Origin of the sequence: Homoserinibacter sp. GY 40078 (assembly GCF_008017545.1) — a bacterium.
GTDB lineage: Bacteria > Actinomycetota > Actinomycetes > Actinomycetales > Microbacteriaceae > Homoserinibacter.
Genome location: NZ_VRTZ01000001.1, coordinates 1,583,699 through 1,608,653 on the forward strand (window position 1 = coordinate 1,583,699; position 24,955 = coordinate 1,608,653).

The following is a 24,955-nucleotide window of genomic DNA, read 5'->3' on the forward strand; positions in this document are numbered from 1 at the left end:
GGCGCGGGGGAGCGGGTCAGCGGGGCTGCTTGTCGCGCTGACGTACCCTAAGACCGGCCTCCTGAAGCCGACGCAGCAGCTCGCGCCCGGTCACGACCTCCGCGCCGAGCGCGATGAGCTCGTCGCGCCGTTCCTGCGGGTAGTCGTAGTGGTCGTTGTCGAAGCCGCGCTCAGGTATCCCGGCGCGCCGCGCGAAGGCGTGCAACTCGGCGAGAGAGACGTCCGAGACGAGATGCCCCCACAGGGTGCCGTGATTCGGCCAGATCGCCTCGTCGATCAGCACCGCCATATCGCCACCCTACGGGAGGGGTGCGGTGCCCGACCGGCGCGCCCTGGCTCGGGGAGAGCGCGGTCCGTAGGATGCCTCACATGAGCATCGTCGCCAACTCACGAGACACCTCGCTCGCCCGGGATGCCCTGATCACCGCGGCCTGGGTCGCCGCCGTGCTCCTCGTCATCTCCTTCGCCGACTTCCTGTTCTCGTCCATTCCGTGGGTTTTCGCCTCGGCGTATTGGCCCCAGGGCGGTGGTTTGGGTGGCGGGCTTTACGACGTGGCCGGTCCCTCGGTTGCGTCGCTGCTCGGTGGCACGGTGCAGGGCTTCCTCGCGGGGATCGCGGTTCAGATCATCCCGTTCGCGGTCGGTGTGTTCCTCTCGCTGTGGTTGTTGCTGCCGTTGAGGCAGGCAGACGGGATCATGCAGATCGCCCTGCGCGGCCTCGTCGCCTCGCTCGCGGGGGCCGTGCTCGCGACGCTCGTCAGCCTGATCGTGCAGCTCGGAACGGGCAGCTGGCCCGCGCTGTTGCCGAATGCGATCGGCTTCGTCGCCCTCGCCGTGCGGAACGCCCCCGTGGTGCTTCTCGTGATCGTCGTTCGGCGCTTCGTGCCGCTGCGCGCACGGGCCTGAGCGTGTTTGCCGGATGCGGCCCCGTCGGCTATTCTTGATCCTTGGTGTCTTGCCGCATGCGTCCGCGTGACGCGGTGCGGTTCCCCAGCGGGGAGTACACCCGCGCCCAGGTTTCGCGCCGGGCACAGACTTCCATCCATACGTAAGGAACTCACGTGGTTTACGCAGTTGTGCGCGCCGGTGGTCGGCAGGAGAAGGTCGAGGTGGGCTCGATCGTCGTGCTCGATCGTCTCAAGGCCGATCAGGGCGGCAAGGTCGAGCTCACCCCCGTTCTCTTCGTCGACGGTGACACGATCACGCACGACGAGAAGGCCCTCGCCAAGGTCAAGGTGACCGCCGAGGTCATCGGCCACGAGCGCGGCAAGAAGATCGTCATCCAGAAGTTCAAGAACAAGACCGGGTACAAGAAGCGCCAGGGGCACCGCTCCGAGCTGACCCGTGTCAAGATCACCGGCATCAAGTAGGGGCTGAAGACATGGCACACAAGAAGGGCGCATCGTCCACCCGCAACGGTCGCGACTCGAACGCTCAGCGTCTCGGCGTCAAGCGCTTCGGCGGCCAGGTCGTCAAGGCCGGCGAGATCATCGTCCGCCAGCGCGGCACCCACTTCCACCCCGGCGTGAACGTCGGACGCGGTGGCGACGACACCCTGTTCGCCCTCGAGGCGGGCTCGGTGGAGTTCGGCACCAAGGGCGGCCGCAAGGTCGTCAACATCGTCACCCCGGCGTAGTCGCCCGGGCGACACGACTTCCCCGCGAAGACGGGGTATCGCGAAGGGCGGGCTACGGCTCGCCCTTCGTCTTTTTCCGACCAGACCAGCAGACAGGAGCACACGATGGCGACCTTCGTCGACCGCGTGACCCTGCATCTGCGGGCGGGTCACGGTGGAAACGGGTGCGTCTCCGTCCGCCGCGAGAAGTTCAAGCCGCTCGCCGGTCCGGACGGCGGCAACGGAGGCGACGGCGGCGACATCGTGCTCGTCTCCGACCCGCAGGTCACCACCCTGCTCGGGTACCACCGCTCGCCGCACCGATCCAGCGGCAACGGCGGACCCGGCATGGGCGATCACCGCAGCGGCTACCAGGGCGAAGAGCTCGTGCTGCCTGTTCCGGTCGGCACGGTGATCTCGGCCGCCGACGGCGAGCAGCTCGCCGACCTCGCCGAGCCCGGCATGCGCTACGTCGTCGCCGACGGAGGCCGCGGCGGTCTCGGCAATGCCGCACTCGCCACCACCAAGCGCAAGGCGCCCGGCTTCGCGCTGCTCGGCACGATGGGCTACGAGGGCGATGTCGTCCTCGAGCTCAAGACCGTCGCCGACATCGCGCTCGTCGGGTACCCGAGCGCCGGCAAGTCGAGCCTCATCGCGGCGCTCTCGGCGGCGAAGCCGAAGATCGCGGACTACCCGTTCACGACGCTCCACCCGAACCTCGGCGTCGTCGAGGCGGGCGAGGTGCGCTTCACGATCGCGGATGTCCCGGGTCTCATCGAGGGCGCGAGCGAGGGCAAGGGCCTCGGCCTCGAGTTCCTCCGTCACGTGGAGCGCTGCACGGCGCTGCTGCACGTGCTCGACTGCGGAACGCTCGAACCGGGGCGCGATCCGATCTCCGATCTCGATGTGATCCTCGGCGAGCTTGCGGCGTATCCCGTGCCCGAGGGGCAGATCCCGCTGCTGGAGCGTCCCCAGCTGGTCGCGCTCAACAAGGTCGACGTGCCGGATGCGCGCGAGCTGGCCGAGTTCGTGCGCCCGATCCTCGAGGAACGCGGCTATCGCGTCTTCGACGTCTCCGCCGTGAGTCATGAGGGGCTTCGGCAGCTCTCGTTCGCGCTCGGTGAGCTCGTCGCCGCCGACCGGAAGGCCAAGGCGGATGCGCCGCCCCCGCCGCGCATCGTCATCCGTCCGCGGGCCGTCGATGCCGCCGAGTTCGAGGTGCACGTCGAGGGCGGCACCGAGACGATCTACCGGGTCACCGGGGCCAAGCCCGAGCGCTGGATCGAGCAGACCGACTTCGCCAACGACGAGGCCGTCGGATACCTGGCAGACCGGCTCGCGAAGCTCGGCGTCGAGGAAGAGCTCTTCGTGCGCGGCGCGGTGCCGGGGTCGACCGTCGTGATCGGCGAGATGGTCTTCGACTGGGAGCCGACCCTCACCTCCGCTGCCGAGCTCATCACGAGCCCGCGCGGCACGGACGCTCGCCTCGACGACAACCAGCGCGCGACCCGCGCCGAGCGCCGTGAGCGTTACTACGAGCGGATGGACGCCAAGACGGCCGCCCGCGCAGAGCTCGACGCTGAACGCGAGGCGGGTCTCTGGGCAGCCACCGACGACTCCGAGCCGGACGACGAGCAGTGAGCGAGACGCTCGCCGCGGATGCCGTGCGCCAGGAGGTCGTGGGCGCGCGCCGCATGGTCGTGAAGGTGGGGTCGAGTTCCATCTCGGGTGAGCAGGTCGCCCAGATCGATCCGCTCGTCGATGCTCTCGCTTCGGCGTACGCCCGTGGCGCCGAGGTGATCCTCGTCTCCTCCGGTGCGATCGCGACCGGCATCCCGTTCCTCTCGCTCGACGGCCGCCCGACGGATCTCGCCACCCAGCAGGCGGCGGCCGCGGTCGGTCAGAACGTCCTGATGTGGCGCTACCAGACGAGCCTCGACCGCCACGACATCGTCGCGGGGCAGGTGCTGCTCACGGCGGGTGATCTCGAGAACGCGACACCGCGCTCGAACGCTCAGCGCGCCATGGAGCGGCTGCTCGGGTTGCGCATCCTCCCCATCGTCAACGAGAACGACACCGTCGCGACGCACGAGATCCGGTTCGGCGACAACGACCGGCTCGCGGCGCTCGTATCCGAGCTCGTGGGGGCCGACCTGCTCGTGCTCCTGTCGGACGTCGACGCGCTCTACACGCGTCCGCCCCAGCTCCCCGGCGCGCGCCGGATCGACCACGTGCCGTTCGCGGACGACCTCGCGGGCGTCGAACTCGGCGACATCGGCGCGGCGGGCGTCGGCACCGGGGGAGCGGGCACCAAGATCGCGGCCGCGAAGCTCGCGGCGTCCTCGGGCACGGCCGTGCTCCTCGCGTCCACAGCGAACGTCGCCGCCGCGCTTGCCGGCGCCCCGACCGGTACCTGGTTCGAGCCCGCGCCGCAGCAGGCCGGATAGCACGGCGCGGCCGAGCCGCCCCTCGCTAGAATTCCGGCATGCCGGACACCTCGACCACCTTGAGCCTCGTCGACAAGCTCGATGCGGCCCGCACCGCGTCGATCGCGCTCGCCCAGGCGCCGACCGCCCAGAAGAACGCGGGCCTCGAAGCGATCGCCGCGGCTGTCGAGTCGGGTGCCGCCAGCATCCTGCCTGCGAACGAGCTCGATCTCGCCAACGGACGCGAGAACGGGCTCTCCACCGGGCTGCAGGATCGCCTCCGCCTCGACGAGGCACGCCTCGCGGGACTCGCGGCGGCGACGCGCGAGATCATCGCTCTTCCGGATCCGGTGGGCGGCGTGGTGCGCGGCTCGACCCTCCCCAACGGACTCCAGCTCACCCAGGTGCGCGTGCCCTTCGGCGTCGTCGGCGCCATCTACGAGGCGCGGCCCAACGTCACGATCGACATCGCCGCGCTCGCGCTGAAGTCCGGCAACGCCGTCGTGCTGCGGGGTGGTTCCGCCGCCGAGAACACCAACCGCGTGCTCGTCGAACTCATCCAGGGCGCGCTCGCCTCGGTCGGGTTGCCCGCCGATGCGGTGCAGACGATCGACGAATTCGGGCGCGAGGGCGCGACGCAGCTCATGGGCGCGCGCGGCTACGTCGATGTGCTCATTCCGCGCGGTTCGGCGCAGCTGATCGACACGGTTGTCCGCGAATCGAAGGTCCCCGTCATCGAGACGGGTGCGGGTGTCGTGCACCTGTTCCTCGACCGCTCCGCGGACCTTGACATGGCGACCGCCATCGCCGTGAACTCGAAGGTGCAGCGGCCGAGCGTGTGCAATGCCCTCGAGACCCTGCTGGTCGACGCGGACGCCGCCGAGCGCCTCCTTCCTCCGGTGCTCGCAGCGCTCGCCGACAACGGCGTCACCATCCACGCGGACGAGCGAACTCGACAGCTCTACCCGGATGCCGTCCCGGCGACCGACGACGACTGGGCCACGGAGCACATGAGCCTCGACCTCTCGGTCAAGGTGGTCGAAGGGCTCGACGAGGCGCTCGAGCACATCCGCCGCTACTCCACCCACCACACCGAGTCGATCGTGACCGACGACATCCGCACCGCGAACCGCTTCCTCGCCGAGGTGGACTCCGCGGTCGTCATGGTCAACGCGGCCACGCGCTTCACGGACGGCGGCGAGTTCGGCTTCGGCGCCGAGGTGGGTATCTCCACCCAGAAGCTGCACGCGCGTGGACCGATGGGCCTGCCCGAGCTCACGAGCACGAAGTGGATCGTGCGGGGCGACGGCCAGGTGCGCGGCTGAACGCACCCGCCCGGTAGACTCGACGGCACGCCGCAGAGGCGACCGAGAAGGTGAAAGAGGTTCCGATGCTGTCGACGATCCTGGCTGAGACCGAGCACGAGGCCGCGCCGATGATCGCCGAGCCGTGGGTCTTCGCTCTGATCGCCGCCGTCATCTTCGTGGTGCTGGCGATCGTCACGTGGAGCTACCGTGACGTGGCCAACCGTCACAGCGACAAGGTCTCGAGCCACGACGCGGGGCATGGCGGCCACCACTAGGCTCACCTCGTGAGCGAAGGAGCCGCACGTCGGCCGAGGGTCGGCGTCATGGGCGGCACCTTCGACCCGGTGCATCACGGTCACCTCGTGGCCGCATCCGAGGTGCAGCAGACGTTCGACCTCGACGAGGTCGTCTTCGTGCCCACGGGCCAGCCGTGGATGAAGGCGGAGGTGAGCACCGCCGAGCACCGCTACCTCATGACGGTCATCGCGACGGCCTCGAATCCGCGGTTCACGGTGAGCCGGGTCGACATCGATCGTGGCGGCCCCACCTACACGATCGACACCCTCCGCGACCTGCGGCGCATGCGTCCGGATGCCGAGCTGTTCTTCATCACCGGCGCGGATGCGGTGGCGCAGATCGTGCAGTGGAAGGACGTCGACGAGCTCTGGGAGCTCGCGCACTTCGTCGCCGTGTCGCGTCCGGGGCATGCCCTCGACATTCGCGGATTGCCGGAGGCTGGCGTAAGCTCGTTGGAAGTGCCCGCTCTCGCCATCTCCTCCACAGAGTGCCGTGAGCGAGTAGGACGGGGCTTCCCCGTGTGGTACTTGGTCCCCGATGGTGTTGTGCAGTACATCTCCAAGCACCACCTCTATCGGAGAACGACATGACGACCTACCAGGATCAGCCGCTTTCGCGCCGCGAGATCCGGGAGCGCGAGGCCGAAGCGGCTCGCGCCGCCGCCGCGGCGTCATCCGAGGGCGCCGACGCGCCGACCGGCTCTCAGGCGCCGGTCTCCGAGGCGACCTCCGAGCCGCTCACCTACGTGACCCAGCAGCGTCCGCCGCTGCCGCAGTACGACGTTCCGCTCGCCTCGTCGCAGCCCGTGCACGAGCCGGAGTCCGGCTCGGATGAGGATGCCGATCGCGGATACCGCTTCCGCGACTTCAGCCCCGAGGGGCGCCGGGCCATGCGATCCAACTGGCAGCCTGCGGCCTCGGACTCGTCCGACCTCGACTACCGCACGCAGGGTCGCGCCGAGGTGCGTCCCCCGTCCGCGGAGCCCGCGCCCGCGGCGCAGCCGTCGACTGCCGAGACGCCCGCTGCCCACGTGCCGCCGGCACCCCCCGCGTACACGGCGTCCGCCGCGCCGGTCGCCGGTGCGGCTCTCGAGCACACTCTGACGCGGCGTGAGCTGCGTGCGATGCGCGAGGCGCAGGAGCGCGAGGCAGCGGCGCAGTCCGGTTCGGCCGCGCCGGTTGCCCCGTCGTCCGAGGCCCCGGTCGTACCGTCGTCGGCCCCGATCGCCCCGCCGCAGGTGCCGTCCGCCGCTCCGATCGCATCCGCTCCACCCGCAGCTCCCGCGGCCGCGTCGGCTCCGCCCGCACCGGCCACCGACTGGCGCGCCGCGTTCGAGGCTGCCCCCCAGCCCTCGGCGGCTCCGGTTGCCGAACCGAGCTTCGACGACCTGCTCGCAGGCGACCCGGACGACGGCGTCGATGATTCCGTTCCGTCGGCTGACGCCGCGGAGCCCGCCGACACGACTCCGCCGCCGCTGATCGAGCCGGCCGAGCCGTCGACCGACGCGCTCGCCAGTTTCGAGGCGCTCTTCCGCGAGACGGGCGCGTCGCCGGTGGTGCCCGCGCCGGTGGAGAGCACCCCGCCCGCGCCGAGTGCTCCGCCTGCCGTGGAGATCGCGCCGGAGCCGCTGGCTCCCTCACCGCAGATCTTCCCGATCACCTCGCCCGTGCCGATGCCGCCGAGCTTCTCGCAATATGCGGCCGGTGTGAGCCCGGCGGCGCCTCCGTCGGCGCCCGTCGAGCCGCCCATCTTCGTCGCGCCGCCTGCGCCGTCGCCGTTCTCCGCCCCGTCGGTTGCGAGCGCAGCTCCCGTGGCACCGGAGGTCGACGAGCAGACCGTCGAGTCCACCTCTCAGCCGCCCCTGGCGGGTGAGCGTCCGCGCAACCACTGGTCGCGTCAGGCCGAGCTCGACGACGAGGATCAGCCCGCCACGGGGTCGCTCACGCGCGACGTGGGAGCGAGCTCGGTCACGGGAAGTGCCCTCGTGCTGCCGGAGATCCCCAACACGGGCCTCATCGCAGGGCCTCTCGGCACCGGCGATGTCGTCGTCACGGGGTCGATCTCGTTGCCCGCGAGCCTTTCGTCGACGGGCGCGCTGCCTGCGCAGCTCGACGAGTCCGACCTGGATCACCTCCTCGACGTCGGTGACCAGCAGGTGACCTCCACCGACTCCCAGCCGGTGCGCGCCATCCGCGCGGTCAGCAGCCACACGTCCTCGCGCGACATCATCAACACGGTCGCGCCCAAGCGCAGCAACCGGGCTCTCACGACCCTCATCATCGCCGCGGCGGGGATGGCGGTCGTCGTGGTCGCGTTGCTGGCGGTCGCTCTCGCCTCGGGCGTGCTCGGCTAGTGACTCAGGAAGAGCCCACCACGTGACCGCATCCGATCGCGCACGCGAACTCGTGCTCGTCGCCGCCCACGCCGCCGACGACAAGAAGGCGGAGGACGTGGTGGCGCTCGACGTCTCAGGTCCCTTGCCGCTGACGGACGCCTTCGTGCTCGCCTCGGGCGACAACGAGCGCAACGTCGTCTCGATCGCGAACGGCGTCGAGGACGCCATGCTCGAGGCAGGCGCCAAGCCCATCCGGCGCGAGGGCCGCGGCGAGGGCCGCTGGATCCTTCTGGATTTCGGCGACATCGTGGTGCACGTCTTCCACCGGGAAGACCGGATGTTCTATTCGCTCGAGCGGCTCTGGAAGGACTGCCCGACCCTGCCGACAGGTCTCAGCGAGCAATCCCGCGCATGAGCCAGGGTCGCAGCGCCCGGGTGATGAGCGGGAGCGCGACGTAGGTCATGATCGGCGTGACCGCCACGACGGCGACGAACACGCGCGCCCACAGCGGCCAGTCGGGGATCAGCCAGCCGAAGAACGTGTTCGCCGCGAGGCTGAGCGGATAGAACACGAGGAAGATCGACACCATCTGCTTCCATCGCGGAGGTGTGCCGGCGCTGGGCGAGATGACCTCGACGGACGACGGGGCGTCGAACCATCCCTCGATGCCGGTCCGGCGTTCGAGGCGGGAGTCCTCGACGATGCCCTGCGCCGATCCGACCCACCACGCCCGCTCGGGGGAGGCCTGCCAGGCCGCGAGGCTCTCGTCGTCCGCGAAGCGGAACAGCATGTGCCATTCGGGGCTCGCCGGGTCGGGGCGGATCCAGCCGGAGCCGAGGTAGCCGGGGCGTGCGCTCAGCAGATCCTGGCCGGCGCGGGCCCACGCCGCGGCTTCGGCGGCTCGGTCCGGGTCGACGCGGCGGGTGATCGCGATCGTGACGGGTTCGGTCATGGATCAATGGTGTCATTCAAACTGATGTAAGCTTGTCGGGTTGTCTCCGGAGACGGAGTTCAGCCCACGGGTCTGTGGCGCAGCTGGTAGCGCACCTGCATGGCATGCAGGGGGTCAGGGGTTCGAGTCCCCTCAGATCCACCATTTCATCGAAGTTCCCCTTGTGATTCACGCTCACCGATCGAGTTGAGGAACTTCATGGCGGACAAGATCGACTTCACCAAGGCGCTGGGCAGCTACAAGGCCCCGCGAGACGGATTCGTGATCGTCGATGTACCCGACATGCGGTATCTGGCGATCGACGGGCACGGCGACCCGAACACCTCGCCCGCCTACGCTGAGGCCCTCGCGGCGCTGTATCCGGTGGCGTACAAGATCAAGTTCGCCAGCAAGCGCGAGCTCGGGCGCGACTACGCGATCCCGCCTCTCGAAGGACTGTGGTGGTCCGACGATCTGGCGTCGTTCACGACGTCTCGCGACAAGTCCCGCTGGGACTGGACGATGATGCTGCTGGTTCCCGAATGGATCGACCAGCATGCGGTCGACGAGGCGATCGCCCAAGTCGGAGCGAAGGCTCCACCTGCGCGCCTCGCCGATGTGCGCGTCCGCTCACTCGCCGAGGGGCGTTGCGTGCAGACGCTCCACATCGGTTCGTTCGACGACGAAGGGCCGGTCCTCGAGCGCATGCACGACGAGTTCATCCCCGAGCACGGATTCCGCCCCAGTGGCACGCACCACGAGATCTACTTCAGCGACGCGCGTCGAGTGCCTCCCGAGAAGTTCCGCACCATCCTTCGCCAGCCGGTGGTGTCGACTCAGCGATAGCGAATCCTCGCTCCAACCCGTGCTAACTTGTATATACAAGTGCGGAGGCTCTGACACGTGGGGCCCGGTGAACAGCTGAGAGCGAGCAAGCAGTGACAGCAACGCGGTCGTCCATTCTGGAGGGCAACGCCTTCGACTCAGCCCACGTCGATGGACTTCCGGCCAGGGAACGCTCGATGGTTCAGCGTCGGGCCGAAAGTCTGGGGCCGTCGTATCGGCTCTTCTACAACGCGCCCCTCAACATCGTTCGCGGCGACGGCGTGCACTTGTACGACGCCGACGGCCAGGAGTATCTGGATTGCTACAACAACGTCGCGAGCATCGGACATGCCCACCGCCGAGTCGTTCAGGCGATCGCGGCGCAAGCGTCGACGTTGAACACCCACACGCGGTATCTCGGAGAGCCGATCCTCGACTACGCGGAGAACTTGCTGTCCACCTTGCCGGCGCAACTCGATCGAGTGATGTTCGTGTGCACTGGCTCGGAAGCGAACGACCTCGCTCTGCGAGTCGCCTTCGAGTCGACCGGGGGAACGGGCGTGGTCGTCACCGACGAGGCGTATCACGGGACGACGGCCCTGGTCGCGGGCGCCTCTCCGGCGACCGGCTCGGGCCAACCGCTCAACCCCGCTGTGCGAACCGTGCCGCCGCCGGACGCGTACCGAGGTCCGACGAACGACCCGGCTGCTCTGGGCGCGTGGTTCGCGGCGAATGTCGACGCAGCTTTCGCCGACCTCGCCCGACACGGGTACCGCGCCGCTGCCTTCCTGGCCGACTCGATCTTCTCCTCCGACGGTGTCTACACCGACCCGAGGGGAGTTCTCGCTCAGGCGGTCGATGCCACGCACCGGCACGGGGCCGTGTTCATCGCGGATGAGGTGCAGCCCGGATTCGCCCGCACGGGAGACACCTTCTGGGGGTTCGCCCGTCACGGGGTGATTCCCGACATGGTCACCATGGGAAAGCCGATGGGCAACGGGATGCCGATTGCTGCGCTCGCGGCGTCGGCCAAGGTGCTCGCCCCGTTCGGCGAACGCGTGCCCTACTTCAATACCTTCGGAGGAAATCCGGTGTCGATCGCCGCGGCGGCGGCGGTGCTGGACGTCATCGAGGACGAGGGGTTGCAGGAGAACTCGCGCGTGCGAGGGGCGCAGCTGCGGCAAGGCCTCGCCGAGTTGTACTCCCGCCACGAGCTCATCGGCGACATCCGAGGCGCGGGCCTCTACGCGGGCGTCGAATTGGTGTCGAGCCGGGGTGGGAAAGAACCTGCGCCTGCTGTCGCGAGCGCCGTCATCAACGCGATGCGCGATCGACGGGTTCTGATCTCGGTGTGCGGCCCGCACAACTCGACCCTCAAGATACGGCCGCTGCTGATCAGCTCCGAAGGGGATATCTCGCGCTTGCTGGAGGCCCTCGATGCGACTCTGAGCGACGTGGCGCGGTCACTGTAGTCTCGACGCGGTAGAGGCGCGGGTACGCCGACGACAGCGGAAGCGGGAGAGCACCGGATGACAGGGGATGACCCACGGCCGATGCATGAGCGCATCACCGAGTCGCTGAGGTCGGAGATCATCTCGGGGCAGTATCCGCCCGGGAGTGCGTTGCCCTCGGAGGCGCAGTTGTGCGGGATCTGGGGAGTCTCGCGGGGTCCGGTGCGGCATGCTATCCAGACCCTGTCGAACGAGGGCTACCTCAAGCTGTCGCGTGGCAAGGCTGCAACGGTACGTGCGCGCCCGGTGCTGCAGAACGCCGACTCCTACACCCCGTTCTCCCAGTGGGCTCGAGCCACCGGCCACACCTTCGGTCAGCAGACAGAGAGTTTCTCGATGCACGCGAGCGACGACGCCACCGCGGCCCTGCTCGATGTGACTCCGGGCGACCGGATCTTCGAGATGACGCGGCTGAGATTGTTGGATGGGCGGCCGTGCATGCTCGAGCGGTCGATCTTCACCGAGCCGGTCGGTCGCCTCCTGATGCAGTTCGACCTCGATTCCGGCGGTATCTCCGACTACCTCGCCGAGCGGGGGGTCCACTATTCGGTCATCGAGCAGCAGATCGACGCGGTGCCCGCGGATTCGATCGACGCCACGCAACTCCAGGTGCCGGTCGGATCGCCTCTGCTGCGGGTGCGTCGCCGCGCGGCCGACGATGCCGGGGTCGTCTGGGAGTTCTCCGACGACCGCTACCTCCCTGATGTGGTGAGTTTCCACACTTCTTTCCGGCGCGAGCTGCAGGCGAACTGACCCGCGATGGCCGACCAGATTTCTGACAGGTGAAATCTGGATTAACGCGGACGCCCGTGTAACCGGCGCCATCAAATCTATGCAAGAGTTTGACTTGTCTATACAAGTTGGCTCGCTCCCGATGGGGCGTGTCGAAGAAGTCAAGGAGGCTCTGGGTGGACATTCCCACACCGCGTACGGCGACGGCTGCTGAGGCGCAGGGATGACCGGTCTGATCGACGTCGCACTGAGCTTCGTCGACTCGCCGTGGCTCCTTCTCATCGTTCTCGTCTTCACGATCGCCGACTCGTTCGTTCCGACGGTGCCCAGCGACGAGGTGATCATCGCCCTGTCCGCGCTGGCGGTCGCCGCAGGCCACCCCGTCGTGCTCGTGGGACTCCTCGTGGTGGCTCTGCTCGGGGCGATCATCGGCGACAGCCTCGCCTTCACGATCGGACGGGTCATTCCCCAAGCACGGCTCCGAAAGCGGTCCAGGATCGCGAAGATGCTCGACGCCGCCACGCGCCAGCTCGATCAGCACGGCGCGCGCATCATCGTGACAGCACGATTCCTGCCGTTCGTTCGCGTCGGGATCACTGTCGTGGCTGGGGGACTGATCTCTTACCGCAAATGGCTGCCCTACGGCGTGGCCGCGTGTGTGCTCTGGGCCACGTACACCGTCGCGATCGGCGCGTTGGCCGCTCAGTGGTTCGGCGACCAGCCCTTGCTGGCCATGGCGTTCGGGCTCGTGCTGGCGCTCGTGCTGAGCGTGATCATCGATCGAGCCGTGCGCTTCCGAGCGGCGCGACGCGCGCGTACCGCCGACGCAGGGGCGCCGGACCAGGTCTTGCCCGGCCGCCCGACGAAGTCGGCAGTCGCGGTGGCGGGGGAGGACGCGTGACGCGGCACGTGGTTCTCATCGGCGTCGACGGCCTGCGAATCGACGATGCGCTCGCCGGCGGCGACGCCCCAGCGCTCACGGCCTTCGTCGACGCGGGGTCGATGGCATCCATGGAGATGGAGGTCCCGACGCTGTCCGGCCCGGGGTGGGCGTCGATCCTCACCGGTGCGTCCCACGCGGAGCACGGAGTCCGCGACAACTTCTTCAGCGGCCACAACCTGCTCGATCACGCCGATTTCCTCAGTCGTGCCTGGTTCGCGGACCAAACCGTGACCACGTGGGTCGCCACGAGCTGGCCTCCCATCGCCGATCCGGCTGGACCCGCCCCCATCGTGTGGTGGCGGGACGAGGCGCGCCGATCCGGACGGCACAACGTGATCGTCCGCGACGGGGAGACCTACGGATACAGCCGCATGGACGGCGAGGTGGTCGCGTGGTCCGCCCAATCGCTGCGCTGGCTCGGCCCTCGCGCGAGCTTCATCTATCTGGGCGAGGTCGACCTCGCAGGACACCTCTACGGTGGGGCGGCTCCGGAGTACCGGGCGGCCGTCGCTTCCGTCGACGGGCGGCTCGCGACGCTGATCGAATCGGTGCGGGAGCGTGCGGCCGCGAACCCCGACGAGGAGTGGCTCGTGGCGATCACCACGGATCACGGGCACCTTGATATCGGCGGCCACGGGGGGAGCGATCCGATCCTCACTCGAGCGTTCCTCGCGGCACAGCTGATCAGCGCGGGAGGTGTGAAGCGGCCCGCGCTGCCGACGGCAATCGTTCCCACATTCGTCGCGCCCTATCTGCTCGACATGCTCGCCGGTGGCGACGGCCTCGTCGCGGGTGGGCGAGATCTGTGACCGACCCGCTCGTGGTGGTCGACCTCGCCCTCCGCACGCTGCTCGCACTCGCCCTCGGGGCGGTCATCGGACTCGAACGTCAATGGAGGCTGCGCACGGCCGGGATCAGGACGAACGCGCTCGTCGCCGTCGGTTCAGCGTTGTTCGTCATCATGGGGTCGACCGGATTCGGCACGATGGCGGCCGCCGATCCGACCCGTGTTGCAGCACAGGTGGTCTCCGGAATCGGATTTCTCGGTGCCGGTGTGATCCTGCGCGACGGAGCCAACATCCGAGGCCTCACGACGGCGGCGACACTCTGGTGCGCGGCTGCCGTCGGCATGCTCGCCGGAGCGGGGATGACGGTGATGGCGCTCATCGGAGCCGGAGCGATCGTCGCGACGAACACCGGACTTCGTCCGCTGGGAATGGCGATCAATCGCCACCACGGACGGGATGCGCTCCCTCCCCACAACGACTCGCTGGTCGCGGCGACCGACTACGTCGTGGAAGTCAGCACCACGGAGAAGAACGAGCTGCGCATGCGCGCGATGGTTCTTCATGCGCTGGATCGTCCGGAGTTCACCCTCCGGTCGCTGAACGTCCGGCACGGTAAGAACTCGCGGCTCGTGGTGGTCGCGGGAATCTCCGCGCCGGAGCGGGCAGGCACGGCGGGGCTCGAGAGCCTGATGCAGCACATCAGCCTCGACCCCAAGGTCAGCTCGACGCGGTGGTGGGCCAGCGACAACGACGACTGACCTCGCGCCGCTCAGTACGCCGGCACCTCGAGCATCCGTCCGCCCTGCATCGCGGATTCGTGCGCGACGATGCCGGGTGCCGTGATGGTCGCTGCACGTCGTGCGCCGATCGCGGGTTCGCGACCGTCGACCACCGCCGAGACGAACTCGTGCACGAGATGCGGATGCGATCCGCCGTGCGACGCGTGCACCGTCACCTCGGGCCGGCCTCCGGGTGGGCGATAGCGCCCGTCGCGGGTGAACGGCGCCAGCGCGGCGGGCAGCGAATCCGTGCGATCGGGTGCGTGCACCTCCTCGCGACGGATGCCGCGCCCGCCGCGTGCTCCGTCGGCGGGTCCCGCCGAGTACACGATCGCGGCGTCGCCCTCGACCGACGGCCACTCGAGGGCGCCGCGGTCGCCGTACACGTTGAAGCCTTCCTGGTAGGAGCGGGCGTTCTCGAAGAACGAGACCGTCACCTGGGCGGTCAGCGGCGCCTCCGTCGAGAGACGCATGAGCGCCGACTCGATCGGGTACGGGTTCGTGCCGTCACCGCGGTGCAGTGGCAGCAGCTCGCCCGACCCGAGGCACGTCACCGACTCCACGCGCGCATCCGCGAGGGCGAGGAGCGGGGCGATCACATGGGTCGCGTACCGCATCGGCGGGTACCCCATCCAGTACGGTGCGTAGCCGTCGAGGTCTTGGATGTGCGCGCCGCTCAGGTAGCCGAGTCTGCCGAGCGCTCCGGTGTCGCGGAGGTGGAGCGCGTGCAGGAACTCGCGCTGGTAGAGCGCGGTCTCCATCATCATGTACGCGCCGCTCGCCCCGGACGCCGCCTCCACGACGCGCGCGATGTCGTCCAGCTCCGTCGCCATCGGCACCGCGCTGGCACACGCGCGCCCGCTGTCGAGCACCGCGAGCGTCTGCTCCACATGGAACCGCACGGGCGAGAGCAGGTGGACGGCATCCCACGTGCCCGAGGCGAGCGCGCTGTCGAGGTCCTCGTAGTCGGCGTCGAGCCCGAACGCGTCCGCCGTCGCGCGGCGACGGGCCGCATCCGGCTCGACGAGTCCCACCCGGGCGACCTCGGGATGCAGCTGATACAGGGGCAGGAAGTCCCGGCCGAACCCGGCACCCACCACGAGAACGTCGATCACGCGTCCATCCTGGCGGTCGCGACCCCGCTCACGCCGGAGTCGCGGATGTCGATCCCGCTCAGGGCACCGAGTACCCGGCCGCCCGGAACAGCTCGTACCACTCCGCGCGCGTGAGCTCCACGTCGGATCCCTGCGCCGCTGCCGCCACGCGCGCCGGTGTCGTGGTGCCGAGCACCACCTGCGTCTTCGCGGGGTGGCGCGTGATCCACGCGACGGCGATCGCCTCCGCGGGAACGTCGTAGCTCGCTGCCAGGCGGTCGATGACCGCGTTCAGCTCGGGGTAGCGATCCGATCCGAGGAACGGTCCGTCGAAGAAGCCCGCCTGGAACGGCGACCAGGCCTGCACGGCGATGTCGTGGAGACGGCAGTAGTCGATGATGCCGTCGTCGCGGGGGATCGACTGGTTGAGGCCCTGCATGTTGGCGGCCACTCCCTGCGCGATCATCGGCGCGTGGGTGATCGACAGCTGCAGCTGGTTCGCCACGATCGGCTGGGTCACGTAGTGGCGCAGCAGCTCCAGCTGACCGACCGTGTGATTCGAGACGCCGAAGGCCCGCACCTTTCCGGATTCCGCGAGCTCGTCGAATGCCCGCGCGACCTCTTCGGGCTCCACGAGCGCGTCGGGGCGGTGCAGCAGCAGGATGTCGAGGTAGTCGGTGCCGAGCGCTTCGAGCGAGCCGTTGACCGACGCGATGATGTGCTCGTACGAGAAGTCGAAGTACGGCCCCTCGCGCACGATGCCGGCCTTCGACTGGATCACGAACTGCTCCCGCTCGCCGGGCGTCAGCTGCATCGCCTCCGCGAAGCGGCGCTCGCATCCGTGCAGCTCTGCGCCGTAGACGTCGGCGTGGTCGAGGAAGGTGATGCCCGCGTCGCGCGCCGTGTTCACGAGCTCGCGCACCTCGTCATCCGTCTTGTCCTGGATGCGCATCAGCCCGAGCACGACCTCGGGCACCTCCAGCTCGGTACCGGGAAGGGTGAAGGTCTTCATGGTTCTCCTCTGGATGGTCAGGTCGCGAAGCGCCCGGGATGGGGTTCACGACGTGATCGACCCTACGAGACCTCGATGTGCGTTGCCCGCGGTCGGCGTAGACCGCCCCTTCTGCTCGGCTCCGCTCCGGCGTACCATCCGTCGTGACGGGCGTCGCCGCCCCCCACTGAGCCGGACCCCACCTCCGGCGCGCGGTGCGCCCACCGGAGGGGTGACCATGGAGGGCAAGCCGAACATCCTCATCATCTGGGGTGACGACATCGGCATCACGAACGTCAGCGCCTACTCGAACGGGGTGATGGGCTACCGAACACCCAACATCGACCGGATCGGCGACGAGGGCGTGATCTTCACCGACTACTACGGCGAGCAGAGCTGCACCGCGGGCCGCGCCGCATTCATCACCGGCCAGAACCCCTACCGCACCGGCCTCACCAAGGTCGGGATGCCGGGAGCCGACGTCGGCCTCCGAGCCGAGGACCCGACGATCGCCACGGCGCTCAAGGAGCAGGGCTACGCCACCGGCCAGTTCGGCAAGAACCACCTCGGCGACCGTGACGAGTTCCTCCCCACCATGCACGGGTTCGACGAGTTCTTCGGCAACCTCTACCACCTGAACGCGGAAGAGGAGCCGGAGCACCGCGACTACCCGAGCGAGGACGACCTCCCCGGATTCCACGACCGCTTCGGGCCGCGCGGCGTGATCCACTCGTGGGCCAACGGCGACGGCACCCAGCGCGTGGAGGACACCGGACCCCTCACGAAGAAGCGGATGGAGACGGTCGACGAGGAGTTCCGCGACGCGGCGATCGACTTCATGACCCGAAAGAGCGGCGAGGACGAGCCGTTCTTCCTCTGGTTCAACTCCACGCACATGCACTTCCGCACGCACGGCAAGCCCGAGAGTCGCGGACGCGCCGGCCGCTGGCAGTCGGAGTACCACGACACGATGTGCGATCACGACGACATCGTGGGTGACCTGCTCGATACCCTCGACGAGCTCGGCATCGCGGACAACACGATCGTCATGTACTCCACCGACAACGGCCCCCACATGAACTCGTGGCCGGACGCCGGCATGACGCCGTTCCGCAACGAGAAGAACTCCAACTGGGAGGGCGCATACCGGGTGCCGGCGCTCATGCGCTGGCCGGGTCACATCCCGGCGGGCACGACGCTCAACGGCATCGTGAGTCACGCCGACTGGTTCGTGACGCTGCTCGCGATCGCGGGTGAGCCGAAGATTGCCGAGAAGCTGAAGGCGGGCACCGAACTGGGCGGCACGCAGTTCAAGGTGCACCTCGACGGCCACAATCAGCTCGACTACATCACGGGGGCTGCCGAGAAGAGCCCGCGAGACTTCTTCTTCTACGTCTCCGATGAGGGAGACCTCACCGCGCTCCGCTACGACAACTGGAAGATCGTGTTCCTCGAGCAGCGCACCGAGGGAACGCTCGGGGTGTGGCTTGATCCGTGGGTCGAACTGCGGGCGCCGAAGATCTTCAACCTCCGCACCGATCCGTTCGAGAGAGCGGATCGCACCTCGAACGTCTACTACGACTGGCTGCTCGAGCGGGTGTTCCTGCTGCTGCCGGCGCAGGCGTTCGTGGCGCGGATGGCGCAGACACTCGCCGAGTTCCCGCCGAGGCAGAAGCCGGCGTCGTTCACGATCGACCAGGTGATCGCCAAGCTCGAGGACGTGACGAGCGGGGCCTCCTAGCGGCCCGGCCGCGACGGTAGCGTGAGCGCGTGGCTGCTCCCGTGCGCGACATGGTCGCGATCCCGGCGGGGACGTTCCGCATGGGGTCCGACGATTTCTACCCCGACGAGCGCCCCGTGCACGTGCGCGAGGTCGAGGGGTTCGCCATCGATCGTTACGAGGTGACGAACGCGGATTTCGCCGCGTTCGTCGACGAGACCGGCTACCGGACCGTCGCCGAACGCCCGCTCGATGCGGAGCAGTTCCCGCAATTGAGCGAGGAGGAGCTGGCGCCCGGAGCGATGGTGTTCACGCCGACCGAGGGGCCGGTCGACCTGCGCAACTGGCGCGCCTGGTGGCGGTGGCAGCCGGGGGCATCGTGGCGGCACCCGGGCGGGCCCGAGACGAGCATCGACGACCGCACGACGCATCCGGTGGTGCACATCGCCTACGAGGACGCCCTCGCCTACGCCGAGTGGGCGGGCGCCCGGCTGCCGACCGAGGCGGAGCACGAGTACGCGGCGCGCGGCGGGCTCGAGGGTGCCCGGTTCGCGTGGGGCGACGAGCCCTTCCCCGGCGGTGTCGCGCAGGCGAACACCTGGCTCGGGCACTTCCCGTACCAGCACGTGAGCTGGGCGGGGACGGCCCCGGTGGGCTCGTACGCGCCGAACGGGTACGGCCTCTTCGACATGACCGGGAACGTGTGGGAGTGGACGAGCGACTACTACACGCCGCGTCACATCATGCCGGGGGAGGCGCCGGTGGAACGGGGCCTTCGCGCCGACCTGCTCGCGGCGGGAAGCGTCGACGAGACCGGTGCCCCGCGTCGCGTGCTGAAGGGTGGATCGCACCTCTGCTCGCCCGAGTACTGCCTGCGCTTCCGCCCCGCGGCGCGCTCCCCGCAGGCGGAGGACACCGGCATGTCGCACATCGGATTCCGGCTCGCGCGCGACCTCTGATCCGGATCGGCGTGCGCCTACGCGAGCGCGAACAGCCCGGCGAGGCCCACGCCGTAGATCAGCAGGACGATGAGCGAGTCGACGCCCATTCCGAGAACCCGGCGGTGCGGACGCAGGATGAGTCCGATGACGTACACGAGGGTCAGCAGCATCGCGAGAGCCGTCAGATAGATGTCGACGCCGCCTGCCGTCGGCAGCACGGCCTGGCCCGAGATGAGCGTCGCGGGCAGAAGTATCACCGGCAGGAACGCGTTGCCCCCGAAGATGTCGCTCACCGCGAGTTCGTCGTCGCCCTGACGGATCGCCTGCAGACCTGTCGAGATCTCGGGCAGCGAGGTGGCGAGGGCGAGCACTGTCGCGCCGAACAGCACGCCCGAGAGTCCGAGCTCGGACGCCGCGGCGTCGCCCGCGCGTTCGAGTGCGACACCACCCGCGAGCGTCGCGAGGGCGGCGCCCGCGAACACGGCGACGAGCTTCGGCGTCGACATCTTCGCGTAGCTCGGGTGCGGCTTCTTTGAGCGGGGGTGGCGGCCCGCCGACCCGGAACCGTGTTCGGACGACGAGCCGGAGTGCTCCGCATGCACGAGCTTCCACGGGAGGTGACGTTCGGCTCGGCGGATCACCAGGAGCCCGCCGACCCAGACCGCCGTGATGATCACGACATCCGGTGTGAGGCGCGCGAACATCAGGTCGGAGGGGAGCTGCGTGCCTGCGACGACCACACCCAACACGGTCACGAGCACAACGGCCTCGAGCACGAGCACGAGCGACGCGGCCCGGAACGTCAAGGGGCCCGTGAGGTTGTCGCGGCGCCCGAACGCGTCGAGCAGCACGAGCACAACGGTCTGCATCGCAATGCCGCCGAGGATGTTGCCGACCGCCACCTCGAGATTGCAGGCCATCGCAGCACTGACCGTGATCGCGATCTCCGGCAGGTTCGTGGCGATGGCGAGCACGATCAGCCCGCCGAACGCGCTGCCGATGTGCAGGCGGTCGTCGAGCACGTCGGTCGCCTTCGACAGCTGCACACCGGCGACCCACACGACAGCGGCGGCGGCGACGAAGATCAGCGCATTCAGCCAGAACGGCAGTGAGCCCATCAGGTCAACCGATCGATCGCGAACTGGTCGCCGCCGTTCGCCGCGCGGATCAGCCACGCGTCCGCTTCGTCGCCGCGGCCCTGATCGTCGAGCAGGAGCGAGAGGTTGTAGGCGCTGAACGCGTCGCCCGCGGCGTACCCGCGGCGGTACATCTCCTCCGCCTCCGCTTCACGGTCGGACCTAGCCAGCAGGTTTCCGAGCACGATGAACGAGCCCTTGTCGCCGAGGGTCACACCCTCGCGGAGCACCTGCTCCGCCTCGCCCGCTCTGTTCGTCGCCATCAAGAGGTGGGCGAGGTCGGCGCGCGCGTCCGGATGCTCGAGACCTCGCCGCAGCAGATCCTCGGCGTCGGGATCTGCGGTGGCGTCCCACATCCAGTGGCCGAGCTGCCCGGCGATGGAGGACGTGAAGTCGTCGGGCGACTCGTCCAGCCGGAGGCAGGCGCGGAGCAGGTCGAGAGCCGCCTCGACCTCCTCATTTCTGAATCGGAGCCACGCGAGTTCGTAGTAGCCGACCAGGTAGTCGGTGGCGATCAGCTCCTCGTAGACGGCTTCCGCGGCCGCCGCATCGCCAGCAGCCTCCAGGCCTCGTCCGTAGTGCATCCCCGACTCACCGTCGCGCACTCTCAGCCATCGTTCCCGCAGCTCGTCGAGGCGCGGGGTGATCTGGAAGACCGGGAAGCCTGGGGCCGCGTCCATGAGATCGACGTCATCGGATTTCGCGGACAGGCCCTCGAAGAACGCGCCCACCTCCCAGGCCCACTCCCGGAGGTAGGCGCGGATGATGGGGAGCTTGTCGCCGTGCGTCACCTCGACCACCGCGAACTCCTCGCGTCCGCGGCGGGTGATCAGCGCAGCTTCACCGGCGACGCGGATGTTCCGCACCCATTCGGTCTCGCCGCGCGGAGCCAGCAGGTAGCGCTCGCCGTCGAGCGACAGCGGGTTCACGGGCGTGGTGCGGGGCTCGCCCGACTTCCGCCCGCGCACCTCCAGGATCGCGGCGCCCTTCAGCCCGACGCCCCGGCGCACCATCCACCCCATGAGCGGATTCGCGATCCGGTTCGTGAGCCAACCGGGCTTCAGGTAGCGGCTGGTCGGCGCGGTCACGCGACGAGTCTAGGTCGCTACCGCCAGCCGAGGCCGGGGGCCACGTGCGTGATGATCGCGTCAAGCACATGGGCGTTGTAGTCGACGCCGAGCTGGTTGGGAACGGTCAGCAGCAGGGTGTCGGCCGCTTCGATCGCCTCGTCGCCGCGCAGCTGCTCGATGAGCCGGTCGGGTTCGGCGGCGTAGCTGCGGCCGAACACGGCACGGTAGTCGTCCAGCTGGGCGAACTGGTCGTCCTCGTCGCGCTGGCCGCCTCCGAAGTACATGCGGTCCTGGTCGTTCACGAGCGCGAAGATCGAGCGGCTGACCGAGACGCGAGGCTCGCGCTCGTGGCCCGCCTCGGTCCACGCCGCGCGGAACTTCTCGATCTGCTTGCGCTGCTGCACGTGGAACGGCTCGCCCGACTCGTCCTCCTTGAGGGTGGAGCTCATCAGGTTCATGCCCTGCTCCGCCGCCCACACGGCGGTCGCGTCCGACGCGGCACCCCACCAGATCCGCTCGCGCAGACCCGGCGACTGGGGCTCGATGCCAAGCGGACCCGGATGCGGGTTGGGGAACATCGGACGCGGGCTCGGGTCGGCGAAGCGCGCGCCGTCGATGACCTTCAGGAACACCTCGGTGTTCGAGCGGGCGACATCGGCCATCGTCTGCCCCTCGGGAGCGTCGTAACCGAAGTAGCGCCACCCGTCGATGACCTGCTCGGGTGACCCGCGACTCACGCCGAGCTGCAGCCGCCCACCCGCGATGAGGTCGGCGGCGCCCGCATCCTCGGCCATGTAGAGGGGGTTCTCGTAGCGCATGTCGATCACGCCGGTGCCGAGCTCGATACGGCTCGTCCTCGCGCCCGCGGCGGCGAGGAGGGGGAAGGGGCTCGCCAGCTGTCGGGCGTAGTGGTGCACCCGGAAGTAGGCGCCGTCTGCGCCGAGCTCCTCGGCGGCGACCGCCAGGTCGATCGACTGGTGCAGCACATCCGCGGCGCTGCGCGTCTGCGAGCCCGGGGACGCGGACCAGTGCCCGAACGAGAGGAATCCGATGCGCTTCATGTCTCCTCCAACGGATGCGTCTGCATGGAGATTCCCCATGATTCCAGCACAACTAGACTGCGGGGGCGCGAGGGCGAGGTGTTCGCGTGGGGGAGGTGCGAGATGAGTGACGACGTGACGCAGGGATCGGACACCGGTCGCACGGCCAGCGAACCGCTCAATCGGCTGCTCGCATTCAGCGACGCCGTGGTGGCGATCGCGATCACCCTCATCGTGCTGCCGCTCGTCGATGCGGCCATGGAGGCCGAGAACGCCGCCGGGTTCTTCGCCGACAACGTGGCGACGATCGCCTCGGCTGCGCTGAGCTTCGTCGTGGTGTCGCTCTTCTGGCGCGCACATCACCTTCTCTTCGCTGACGCGACCGGATACACGCCGACCGTTCTGCGCCTCGAGCTCGTCTGGTTGGCGACGATCGCGTTCCTGCCGGTGGCGACGGCGCTCGACCTCGCCGGAGCTGCATCCGATTCGCTCGGGATCGCCGTCTACGTGGGCTCGATGACGCTGGCGAGCCTGATCCTGAACGTCGAGCGGGTGCTTCTCACCCGCGCGGGTCACATCTCCGACGGTGGCGCGCCCGCGTGGCAGAGGTGGATCACGCCGCTCCTGCTCGCCATCGCGCTCGTGTTGGTTCTGCTCGTCCCGGCGGTCGGCGCGTTCTGGCTGCTGGTGCTTCTCATCGAGATCCCGGTGCGGCGGATCGCGGTCGTGCGGCGGCAGCGGAGCCGCTGAGCACTCGCGGCGCGCTCAGGCTCCCGCGGAGCCCGGCACGCGCAACAGCGCGCCGGGGTGCGCGATCGTCTCGGCCGCGATCCCCATCGCGAGCGCGAGCGCGTCGTACCAGTCCACCTCGGCGATGCCGCGGGTGGCGATCTCCGACAGCACCGCGGCGAAGACCGAGTCGCCCGCACCCATCGTGTCGACGACGGATCCCGGCTCGACGAGCGTCGGATGCCGCCAGCGGGCGTCGCCGATCCGCATGCTCGCCCCATCACGGCCCTCGGTCGCGAGCACGTAGGGGTAGCGGGCGAGCAGCCGGGGGAGCACCTCCGACACCGGCTGGCCGTAGAGCAGCTGCGCGTCGTCGTCGCCGACCTTGATGAGCTGGGCGATCCCGCCGAAGGCCTCGAGGCTGTCGCGGAACGCATCCGCGTCGTGCAGCATCCCCGACCGCGGGTTCGGGTCGACCGCGACCACCTCGGCGCCATCGAGCGCGTCGCGCAGCAGGCCGGTCTGCTCCGCGTTGTCGAAGGGGAAGCCGCTGACCGCCACCACATCCGCCGCGCTGATCGCGGCGCGCTGGGCGTCGTCGAAGTCGATCGTGCGGTTCACCATCGACTCGCTGAACGTGTAGATCGGCTCGCCATCGATCCGCTCCGAGCGAGCGATGCCCGTTCCGGTCGGGGTGATCGTGGGCAGCAGAGTGACGCCGTGGTCGGCGAGGTGCCCGCGGATCAGGGCGCCGTCGAGGTCGTCGCCGATCATCGCGACGAGGGTCGCCGGCACGCCGAGGATGCTGAGGCCCACGGCGACATTGAGCGCCGAGCCTCCGACGATGTGGGCTGTGCCGTCGTCCGAGACGAGCTCATCGATGAGCGCGTCGCCGATCACCACCACATGCGCCGCCATACGGCAAGCCTATCCGGGTGGTGATCGGCGCAGCCTCCGTCAGACGCCCACGTCGCGGCGGCGGAACACCAGCCACCCCGCTCCGATGAGCGCGGCGCCGAGCGCCCACGCCCCGAGCACCCCGGGGGTCCAGCCGTCGGAGAGCGGGCTCTGCCCGTACGCCCACCACAGCGGCGAGAGCGCGCGCAGCCACTCCACGTCGGCGGACTGGGAACCGAGCGCGTTGAACAGGAAACCCGCAACCGCGACGAGCGAGCCCGCCACGATCGCCCAGCTGCGTCGACCCGTGACCGCCCCCACACCGTACGCGGTCGCGAACATGAGAACCCCGAGCCCCAGTTGCGCGAACCCCGTGATGAGCACGTTCAGCGGTTCCAGTTCCAGTTCGGCGGGGGCGTTGTAGGCGAGGATCAGCACGACGCCCAGAGTCACCATGGCGGTGAGCTTGATGAGGATCGCGAGACCGCGTTCGAGGATCACCCGGCTGCGGCTCACCGCGTGGGCGAGCGTCAGCTCCAGTCGTCCCTCCTCCTCATCGCCCGCGATCGCGGCGGCGCCCCACGCGATCCCCGCGACCGCGGGGAGCACGTACCCGAGCAGGCCGAAGTAGGAGGCCTGGGTGTATCCGGCGCCGCTCGTGATGCCCGCGAATCCGAGCGCGTCCAGCAGGCCCTGCGGCATCGACGCGAGGACCGCCTCGAGCTCGGCACCGCCGATCGAGGGGTAGAGCGGCAGGTAGAGGCTGACGATGGCGGCGATGCCGACGCACCATCCGATGAGCCCGCGCCAGCTGTCGGCGAGCAGACGCGTGGTGAGGGTCAACATC

The 24,955-nt window shown here is 69.2% G+C and carries 28 protein-coding genes and 1 tRNA gene; 20 read left to right on the forward strand and 9 right to left on the reverse strand.

Annotated elements, in window-relative coordinates; genetic code table 11:
* Positions 1 to 16 precede the first annotated feature (16 nt).
* The gene (locus FVQ89_RS07630; protein ID WP_147901229.1) at positions 17 to 289 is read right to left on the reverse strand and encodes a DUF4031 domain-containing protein; all 273 of its coding nucleotides are present in this window, start codon (positions 287 to 289) and stop codon (positions 17 to 19) included.
* An 80-nt stretch (positions 290 to 369) separates the two neighbouring features.
* Here FVQ89_RS07630 and FVQ89_RS07635 point away from each other — a divergent pair, with 80 nt between their 5' ends.
* The 10 genes from FVQ89_RS07635 (at position 370) to rsfS (ending at position 8,395) form a co-directional block, all read left to right on the forward strand.
* The gene (locus FVQ89_RS07635; RefSeq protein WP_147901230.1) at positions 370 to 906 is read left to right on the forward strand and encodes a hypothetical protein; all 537 of its coding nucleotides are present in this window, start codon (positions 370 to 372) and stop codon (positions 904 to 906) included.
* Between the two features lie 155 nt (positions 907 to 1,061).
* The gene (gene rplU, locus FVQ89_RS07640) at positions 1,062 to 1,370 is read left to right on the forward strand and encodes a 50S ribosomal protein L21 (RefSeq protein WP_187264947.1); all 309 of its coding nucleotides are present in this window, start codon (positions 1,062 to 1,064) and stop codon (positions 1,368 to 1,370) included.
* Between the two features lie 11 nt (positions 1,371 to 1,381).
* A complete protein-coding gene (gene rpmA / locus FVQ89_RS07645) occupies positions 1,382 to 1,636 on the forward strand; it encodes a 50S ribosomal protein L27 (RefSeq protein WP_147901231.1) in 255 nt (84 codons plus the stop codon).
* A gap of 105 nt (positions 1,637 to 1,741) precedes the next feature.
* Positions 1,742 to 3,256, forward strand: a complete 1,515-nt coding sequence (gene obgE / locus FVQ89_RS07650; protein ID WP_147901232.1) for a GTPase ObgE — start codon at positions 1,742 to 1,744, stop codon at positions 3,254 to 3,256.
* 53 nt (positions 3,257 to 3,309) lie between these two features.
* Positions 3,310 to 4,062: a glutamate 5-kinase gene (gene proB / locus FVQ89_RS07655; RefSeq protein ID WP_147901558.1), complete on the forward strand. Its 753-nt coding sequence runs from the start codon at positions 3,310 to 3,312 to the stop codon at positions 4,060 to 4,062.
* A gap of 38 nt (positions 4,063 to 4,100) precedes the next feature.
* Complete coding sequence (locus tag FVQ89_RS07660) at positions 4,101 to 5,366, forward strand: glutamate-5-semialdehyde dehydrogenase (RefSeq protein WP_147901233.1); 1,266 nt, start codon at positions 4,101 to 4,103, stop codon at positions 5,364 to 5,366.
* A gap of 65 nt (positions 5,367 to 5,431) precedes the next feature.
* A complete protein-coding gene (locus FVQ89_RS07665; RefSeq protein WP_147901234.1) occupies positions 5,432 to 5,623 on the forward strand; it encodes a hypothetical protein in 192 nt (63 codons plus the stop codon).
* 9 nt (positions 5,624 to 5,632) lie between these two features.
* On the forward strand, positions 5,633 to 6,235 hold the full coding sequence (nadD, locus tag FVQ89_RS07670; RefSeq protein ID WP_147901235.1) for a nicotinate-nucleotide adenylyltransferase: 603 nt from the start codon (positions 5,633 to 5,635) through the stop codon (positions 6,233 to 6,235).
* Positions 6,232 to 7,998 (forward strand): hypothetical protein, encoded by a 1,767-nt coding sequence (locus FVQ89_RS07680; RefSeq protein WP_187264948.1) that lies wholly within the window; start codon positions 6,232 to 6,234, stop codon positions 7,996 to 7,998. Before nadD ends, FVQ89_RS07680 begins: the two co-directional genes overlap by 4 nt.
* A 22-nt stretch (positions 7,999 to 8,020) precedes the next feature.
* Positions 8,021 to 8,395 (forward strand): ribosome silencing factor, encoded by a 375-nt coding sequence (gene rsfS, locus FVQ89_RS07685; protein WP_147901237.1) that lies wholly within the window; start codon positions 8,021 to 8,023, stop codon positions 8,393 to 8,395.
* On the opposite strand, the gene FVQ89_RS07690 is transcribed toward rsfS, so the two are convergent.
* Positions 8,373 to 8,933: an antibiotic biosynthesis monooxygenase gene (locus FVQ89_RS07690; protein ID WP_147901238.1), complete on the reverse strand. Its 561-nt coding sequence runs from the start codon at positions 8,931 to 8,933 to the stop codon at positions 8,373 to 8,375. The genes rsfS and FVQ89_RS07690 overlap by 23 nt on opposite strands.
* 68 nt (positions 8,934 to 9,001) lie before the next feature.
* Here FVQ89_RS07690 and FVQ89_RS07695 point away from each other — a divergent pair.
* The 7 genes from FVQ89_RS07695 to FVQ89_RS07725 all read left to right on the forward strand — a co-directional run bounded on the left by FVQ89_RS07695 (position 9,002) and on the right by FVQ89_RS07725 (position 14,469).
* Positions 9,002 to 9,077, forward strand: a tRNA-Ala gene (locus tag FVQ89_RS07695).
* A gap of 54 nt (positions 9,078 to 9,131) precedes the next feature.
* Positions 9,132 to 9,758, forward strand: coding sequence for a GyrI-like domain-containing protein (locus tag FVQ89_RS07700; protein WP_147901239.1), 627 nt, complete (start codon positions 9,132 to 9,134; stop codon positions 9,756 to 9,758).
* A gap of 176 nt (positions 9,759 to 9,934) precedes the next feature.
* Entirely contained in the window at positions 9,935 to 11,209 is a 1,275-nt protein-coding gene (locus FVQ89_RS07705) for an aspartate aminotransferase family protein (RefSeq protein ID WP_147901240.1), read from the forward strand.
* An 81-nt stretch (positions 11,210 to 11,290) separates the two neighbouring features.
* The gene (locus FVQ89_RS07710; protein ID WP_187264949.1) at positions 11,291 to 12,001 is read left to right on the forward strand and encodes a GntR family transcriptional regulator; all 711 of its coding nucleotides are present in this window, start codon (positions 11,291 to 11,293) and stop codon (positions 11,999 to 12,001) included.
* A gap of 202 nt (positions 12,002 to 12,203) precedes the next feature.
* Positions 12,204 to 12,881: a DedA family protein gene (locus FVQ89_RS07715; RefSeq protein ID WP_147901242.1), complete on the forward strand. Its 678-nt coding sequence runs from the start codon at positions 12,204 to 12,206 to the stop codon at positions 12,879 to 12,881.
* Entirely contained in the window at positions 12,878 to 13,732 is an 855-nt protein-coding gene (locus FVQ89_RS07720; RefSeq protein WP_255513479.1) for an alkaline phosphatase family protein, read from the forward strand. Before FVQ89_RS07715 ends, FVQ89_RS07720 begins: the two co-directional genes overlap by 4 nt.
* Positions 13,729 to 14,469 carry an MgtC/SapB family protein gene (locus FVQ89_RS07725; protein ID WP_222706052.1) on the forward strand — a complete coding sequence of 247 codons (741 nt, stop codon included), beginning with the start codon at positions 13,729 to 13,731 and terminating at the stop codon, positions 14,467 to 14,469. Before FVQ89_RS07720 ends, FVQ89_RS07725 begins: the two co-directional genes overlap by 4 nt.
* 11 nt (positions 14,470 to 14,480) lie before the next feature.
* Here FVQ89_RS07725 and FVQ89_RS07730 read toward each other — a convergent pair whose 3' ends face one another.
* Positions 14,481 to 15,605, reverse strand: a complete 1,125-nt coding sequence (locus FVQ89_RS07730; RefSeq protein WP_147901244.1) for a Gfo/Idh/MocA family protein — start codon at positions 15,603 to 15,605, stop codon at positions 14,481 to 14,483.
* A gap of 58 nt (positions 15,606 to 15,663) precedes the next feature.
* Positions 15,664 to 16,596, reverse strand: a complete 933-nt coding sequence (locus tag FVQ89_RS07735; protein WP_147901245.1) for an aldo/keto reductase family oxidoreductase — start codon at positions 16,594 to 16,596, stop codon at positions 15,664 to 15,666.
* Positions 16,597 to 16,813: 217 nt separating this feature from the next.
* On the opposite strand from FVQ89_RS07735, the gene FVQ89_RS07740 reads away from it, so the two are divergent.
* A complete protein-coding gene (locus FVQ89_RS07740; RefSeq protein ID WP_147901246.1) occupies positions 16,814 to 18,316 on the forward strand; it encodes an arylsulfatase in 1,503 nt (500 codons plus the stop codon).
* Between the two features lie 50 nt (positions 18,317 to 18,366).
* Positions 18,367 to 19,254: a formylglycine-generating enzyme family protein gene (locus FVQ89_RS07745; RefSeq protein WP_187264974.1), complete on the forward strand. Its 888-nt coding sequence runs from the start codon at positions 18,367 to 18,369 to the stop codon at positions 19,252 to 19,254.
* Between the two features lie 17 nt (positions 19,255 to 19,271).
* Here FVQ89_RS07745 and FVQ89_RS07750 read toward each other — a convergent pair whose 3' ends face one another.
* Genes FVQ89_RS07750 through FVQ89_RS07760 form a run of 3 tightly spaced genes read right to left on the reverse strand, consistent with a single transcriptional unit; the run spans position 19,272 to position 22,503 of the window.
* On the reverse strand, positions 19,272 to 20,354 hold the full coding sequence (locus FVQ89_RS07750; protein WP_147901247.1) for a sodium:calcium antiporter: 1,083 nt from the start codon (positions 20,352 to 20,354) through the stop codon (positions 19,272 to 19,274).
* Entirely contained in the window at positions 20,354 to 21,460 is a 1,107-nt protein-coding gene (locus FVQ89_RS07755) for a nitroreductase/quinone reductase family protein (protein ID WP_255513480.1), read from the reverse strand. The genes FVQ89_RS07750 and FVQ89_RS07755 overlap by 1 nt, the downstream gene beginning before the upstream one ends.
* A 17-nt stretch (positions 21,461 to 21,477) precedes the next feature.
* Entirely contained in the window at positions 21,478 to 22,503 is a 1,026-nt protein-coding gene (locus tag FVQ89_RS07760) for an LLM class flavin-dependent oxidoreductase (RefSeq protein WP_147901248.1), read from the reverse strand.
* Between the two features lie 102 nt (positions 22,504 to 22,605).
* Here FVQ89_RS07760 and FVQ89_RS07765 point away from each other — a divergent pair, with 102 nt between their 5' ends.
* Positions 22,606 to 23,232 carry a TMEM175 family protein gene (locus tag FVQ89_RS07765; protein ID WP_147901249.1) on the forward strand — a complete coding sequence of 209 codons (627 nt, stop codon included), beginning with the start codon at positions 22,606 to 22,608 and terminating at the stop codon, positions 23,230 to 23,232.
* A 15-nt stretch (positions 23,233 to 23,247) separates the two neighbouring features.
* Here FVQ89_RS07765 and FVQ89_RS07770 read toward each other — a convergent pair whose 3' ends face one another.
* A complete protein-coding gene (locus FVQ89_RS07770) occupies positions 23,248 to 24,129 on the reverse strand; it encodes a carbohydrate kinase family protein (protein WP_147901250.1) in 882 nt (293 codons plus the stop codon).
* Positions 24,130 to 24,168: 39 nt separating this feature from the next.
* The gene (locus FVQ89_RS07775) at positions 24,169 to 24,954 is read right to left on the reverse strand and encodes an ABC transporter permease subunit (RefSeq protein ID WP_147901251.1); all 786 of its coding nucleotides are present in this window, start codon (positions 24,952 to 24,954) and stop codon (positions 24,169 to 24,171) included.
* Position 24,955 lies beyond the last annotated feature (1 nt).

Bases quoted from the DNA above. Each gene is read 5' to 3' on its own strand.
- FVQ89_RS07750 (WP_147901247.1), bottom strand. From the start codon at position 20,354: ATGGGCTCACTGCCGTTCTGGCTGAATGCGCTGATCTTCGTCGCCGCC.
- FVQ89_RS07715 (WP_147901242.1), top strand. From the start codon at position 12,204: ATGACCGGTCTGATCGACGTCGCACTGAGCTTCGTCGACTCGCCGTGG.
- FVQ89_RS07745 (WP_187264974.1), top strand. From the start codon at position 18,367: ATGGTCGCGATCCCGGCGGGGACGTTCCGCATGGGGTCCGACGATTTC.
- FVQ89_RS07760 (WP_147901248.1), bottom strand. From the start codon at position 22,503: ATGAAGCGCATCGGATTCCTCTCGTTCGGGCACTGGTCCGCGTCCCCG.
- FVQ89_RS07700 (WP_147901239.1), top strand. From the start codon at position 9,132: ATGGCGGACAAGATCGACTTCACCAAGGCGCTGGGCAGCTACAAGGCC.
- FVQ89_RS07690 (WP_147901238.1), bottom strand. From the start codon at position 8,933: ATGACCGAACCCGTCACGATCGCGATCACCCGCCGCGTCGACCCGGAC.
- FVQ89_RS07660 (WP_147901233.1), top strand. From the start codon at position 4,101: ATGCCGGACACCTCGACCACCTTGAGCCTCGTCGACAAGCTCGATGCG.
- FVQ89_RS07630 (WP_147901229.1), bottom strand. From the start codon at position 289: ATGGCGGTGCTGATCGACGAGGCGATCTGGCCGAATCACGGCACCCTG.
- rpmA (WP_147901231.1), top strand. From the start codon at position 1,382: ATGGCACACAAGAAGGGCGCATCGTCCACCCGCAACGGTCGCGACTCG.
- FVQ89_RS07710 (WP_187264949.1), top strand. From the start codon at position 11,291: ATGCATGAGCGCATCACCGAGTCGCTGAGGTCGGAGATCATCTCGGGG.
- FVQ89_RS07775 (WP_147901251.1), bottom strand. From the start codon at position 24,954: ATGTTGACCCTCACCACGCGTCTGCTCGCCGACAGCTGGCGCGGGCTC.
- FVQ89_RS07635 (WP_147901230.1), top strand. From the start codon at position 370: ATGAGCATCGTCGCCAACTCACGAGACACCTCGCTCGCCCGGGATGCC.
- FVQ89_RS07705 (WP_147901240.1), top strand. From the start codon at position 9,935: ATGGTTCAGCGTCGGGCCGAAAGTCTGGGGCCGTCGTATCGGCTCTTC.
- FVQ89_RS07740 (WP_147901246.1), top strand. From the start codon at position 16,814: ATGGAGGGCAAGCCGAACATCCTCATCATCTGGGGTGACGACATCGGC.
- FVQ89_RS07665 (WP_147901234.1), top strand. From the start codon at position 5,432: ATGCTGTCGACGATCCTGGCTGAGACCGAGCACGAGGCCGCGCCGATG.
- proB (WP_147901558.1), top strand. From the start codon at position 3,310: ATGGTCGTGAAGGTGGGGTCGAGTTCCATCTCGGGTGAGCAGGTCGCC.
- FVQ89_RS07770 (WP_147901250.1), bottom strand. From the start codon at position 24,129: ATGGCGGCGCATGTGGTGGTGATCGGCGACGCGCTCATCGATGAGCTC.
- FVQ89_RS07680 (WP_187264948.1), top strand. From the start codon at position 6,232: ATGACGACCTACCAGGATCAGCCGCTTTCGCGCCGCGAGATCCGGGAG.
- obgE (WP_147901232.1), top strand. From the start codon at position 1,742: ATGGCGACCTTCGTCGACCGCGTGACCCTGCATCTGCGGGCGGGTCAC.
- FVQ89_RS07735 (WP_147901245.1), bottom strand. From the start codon at position 16,596: ATGAAGACCTTCACCCTTCCCGGTACCGAGCTGGAGGTGCCCGAGGTC.
- FVQ89_RS07765 (WP_147901249.1), top strand. From the start codon at position 22,606: ATGAGTGACGACGTGACGCAGGGATCGGACACCGGTCGCACGGCCAGC.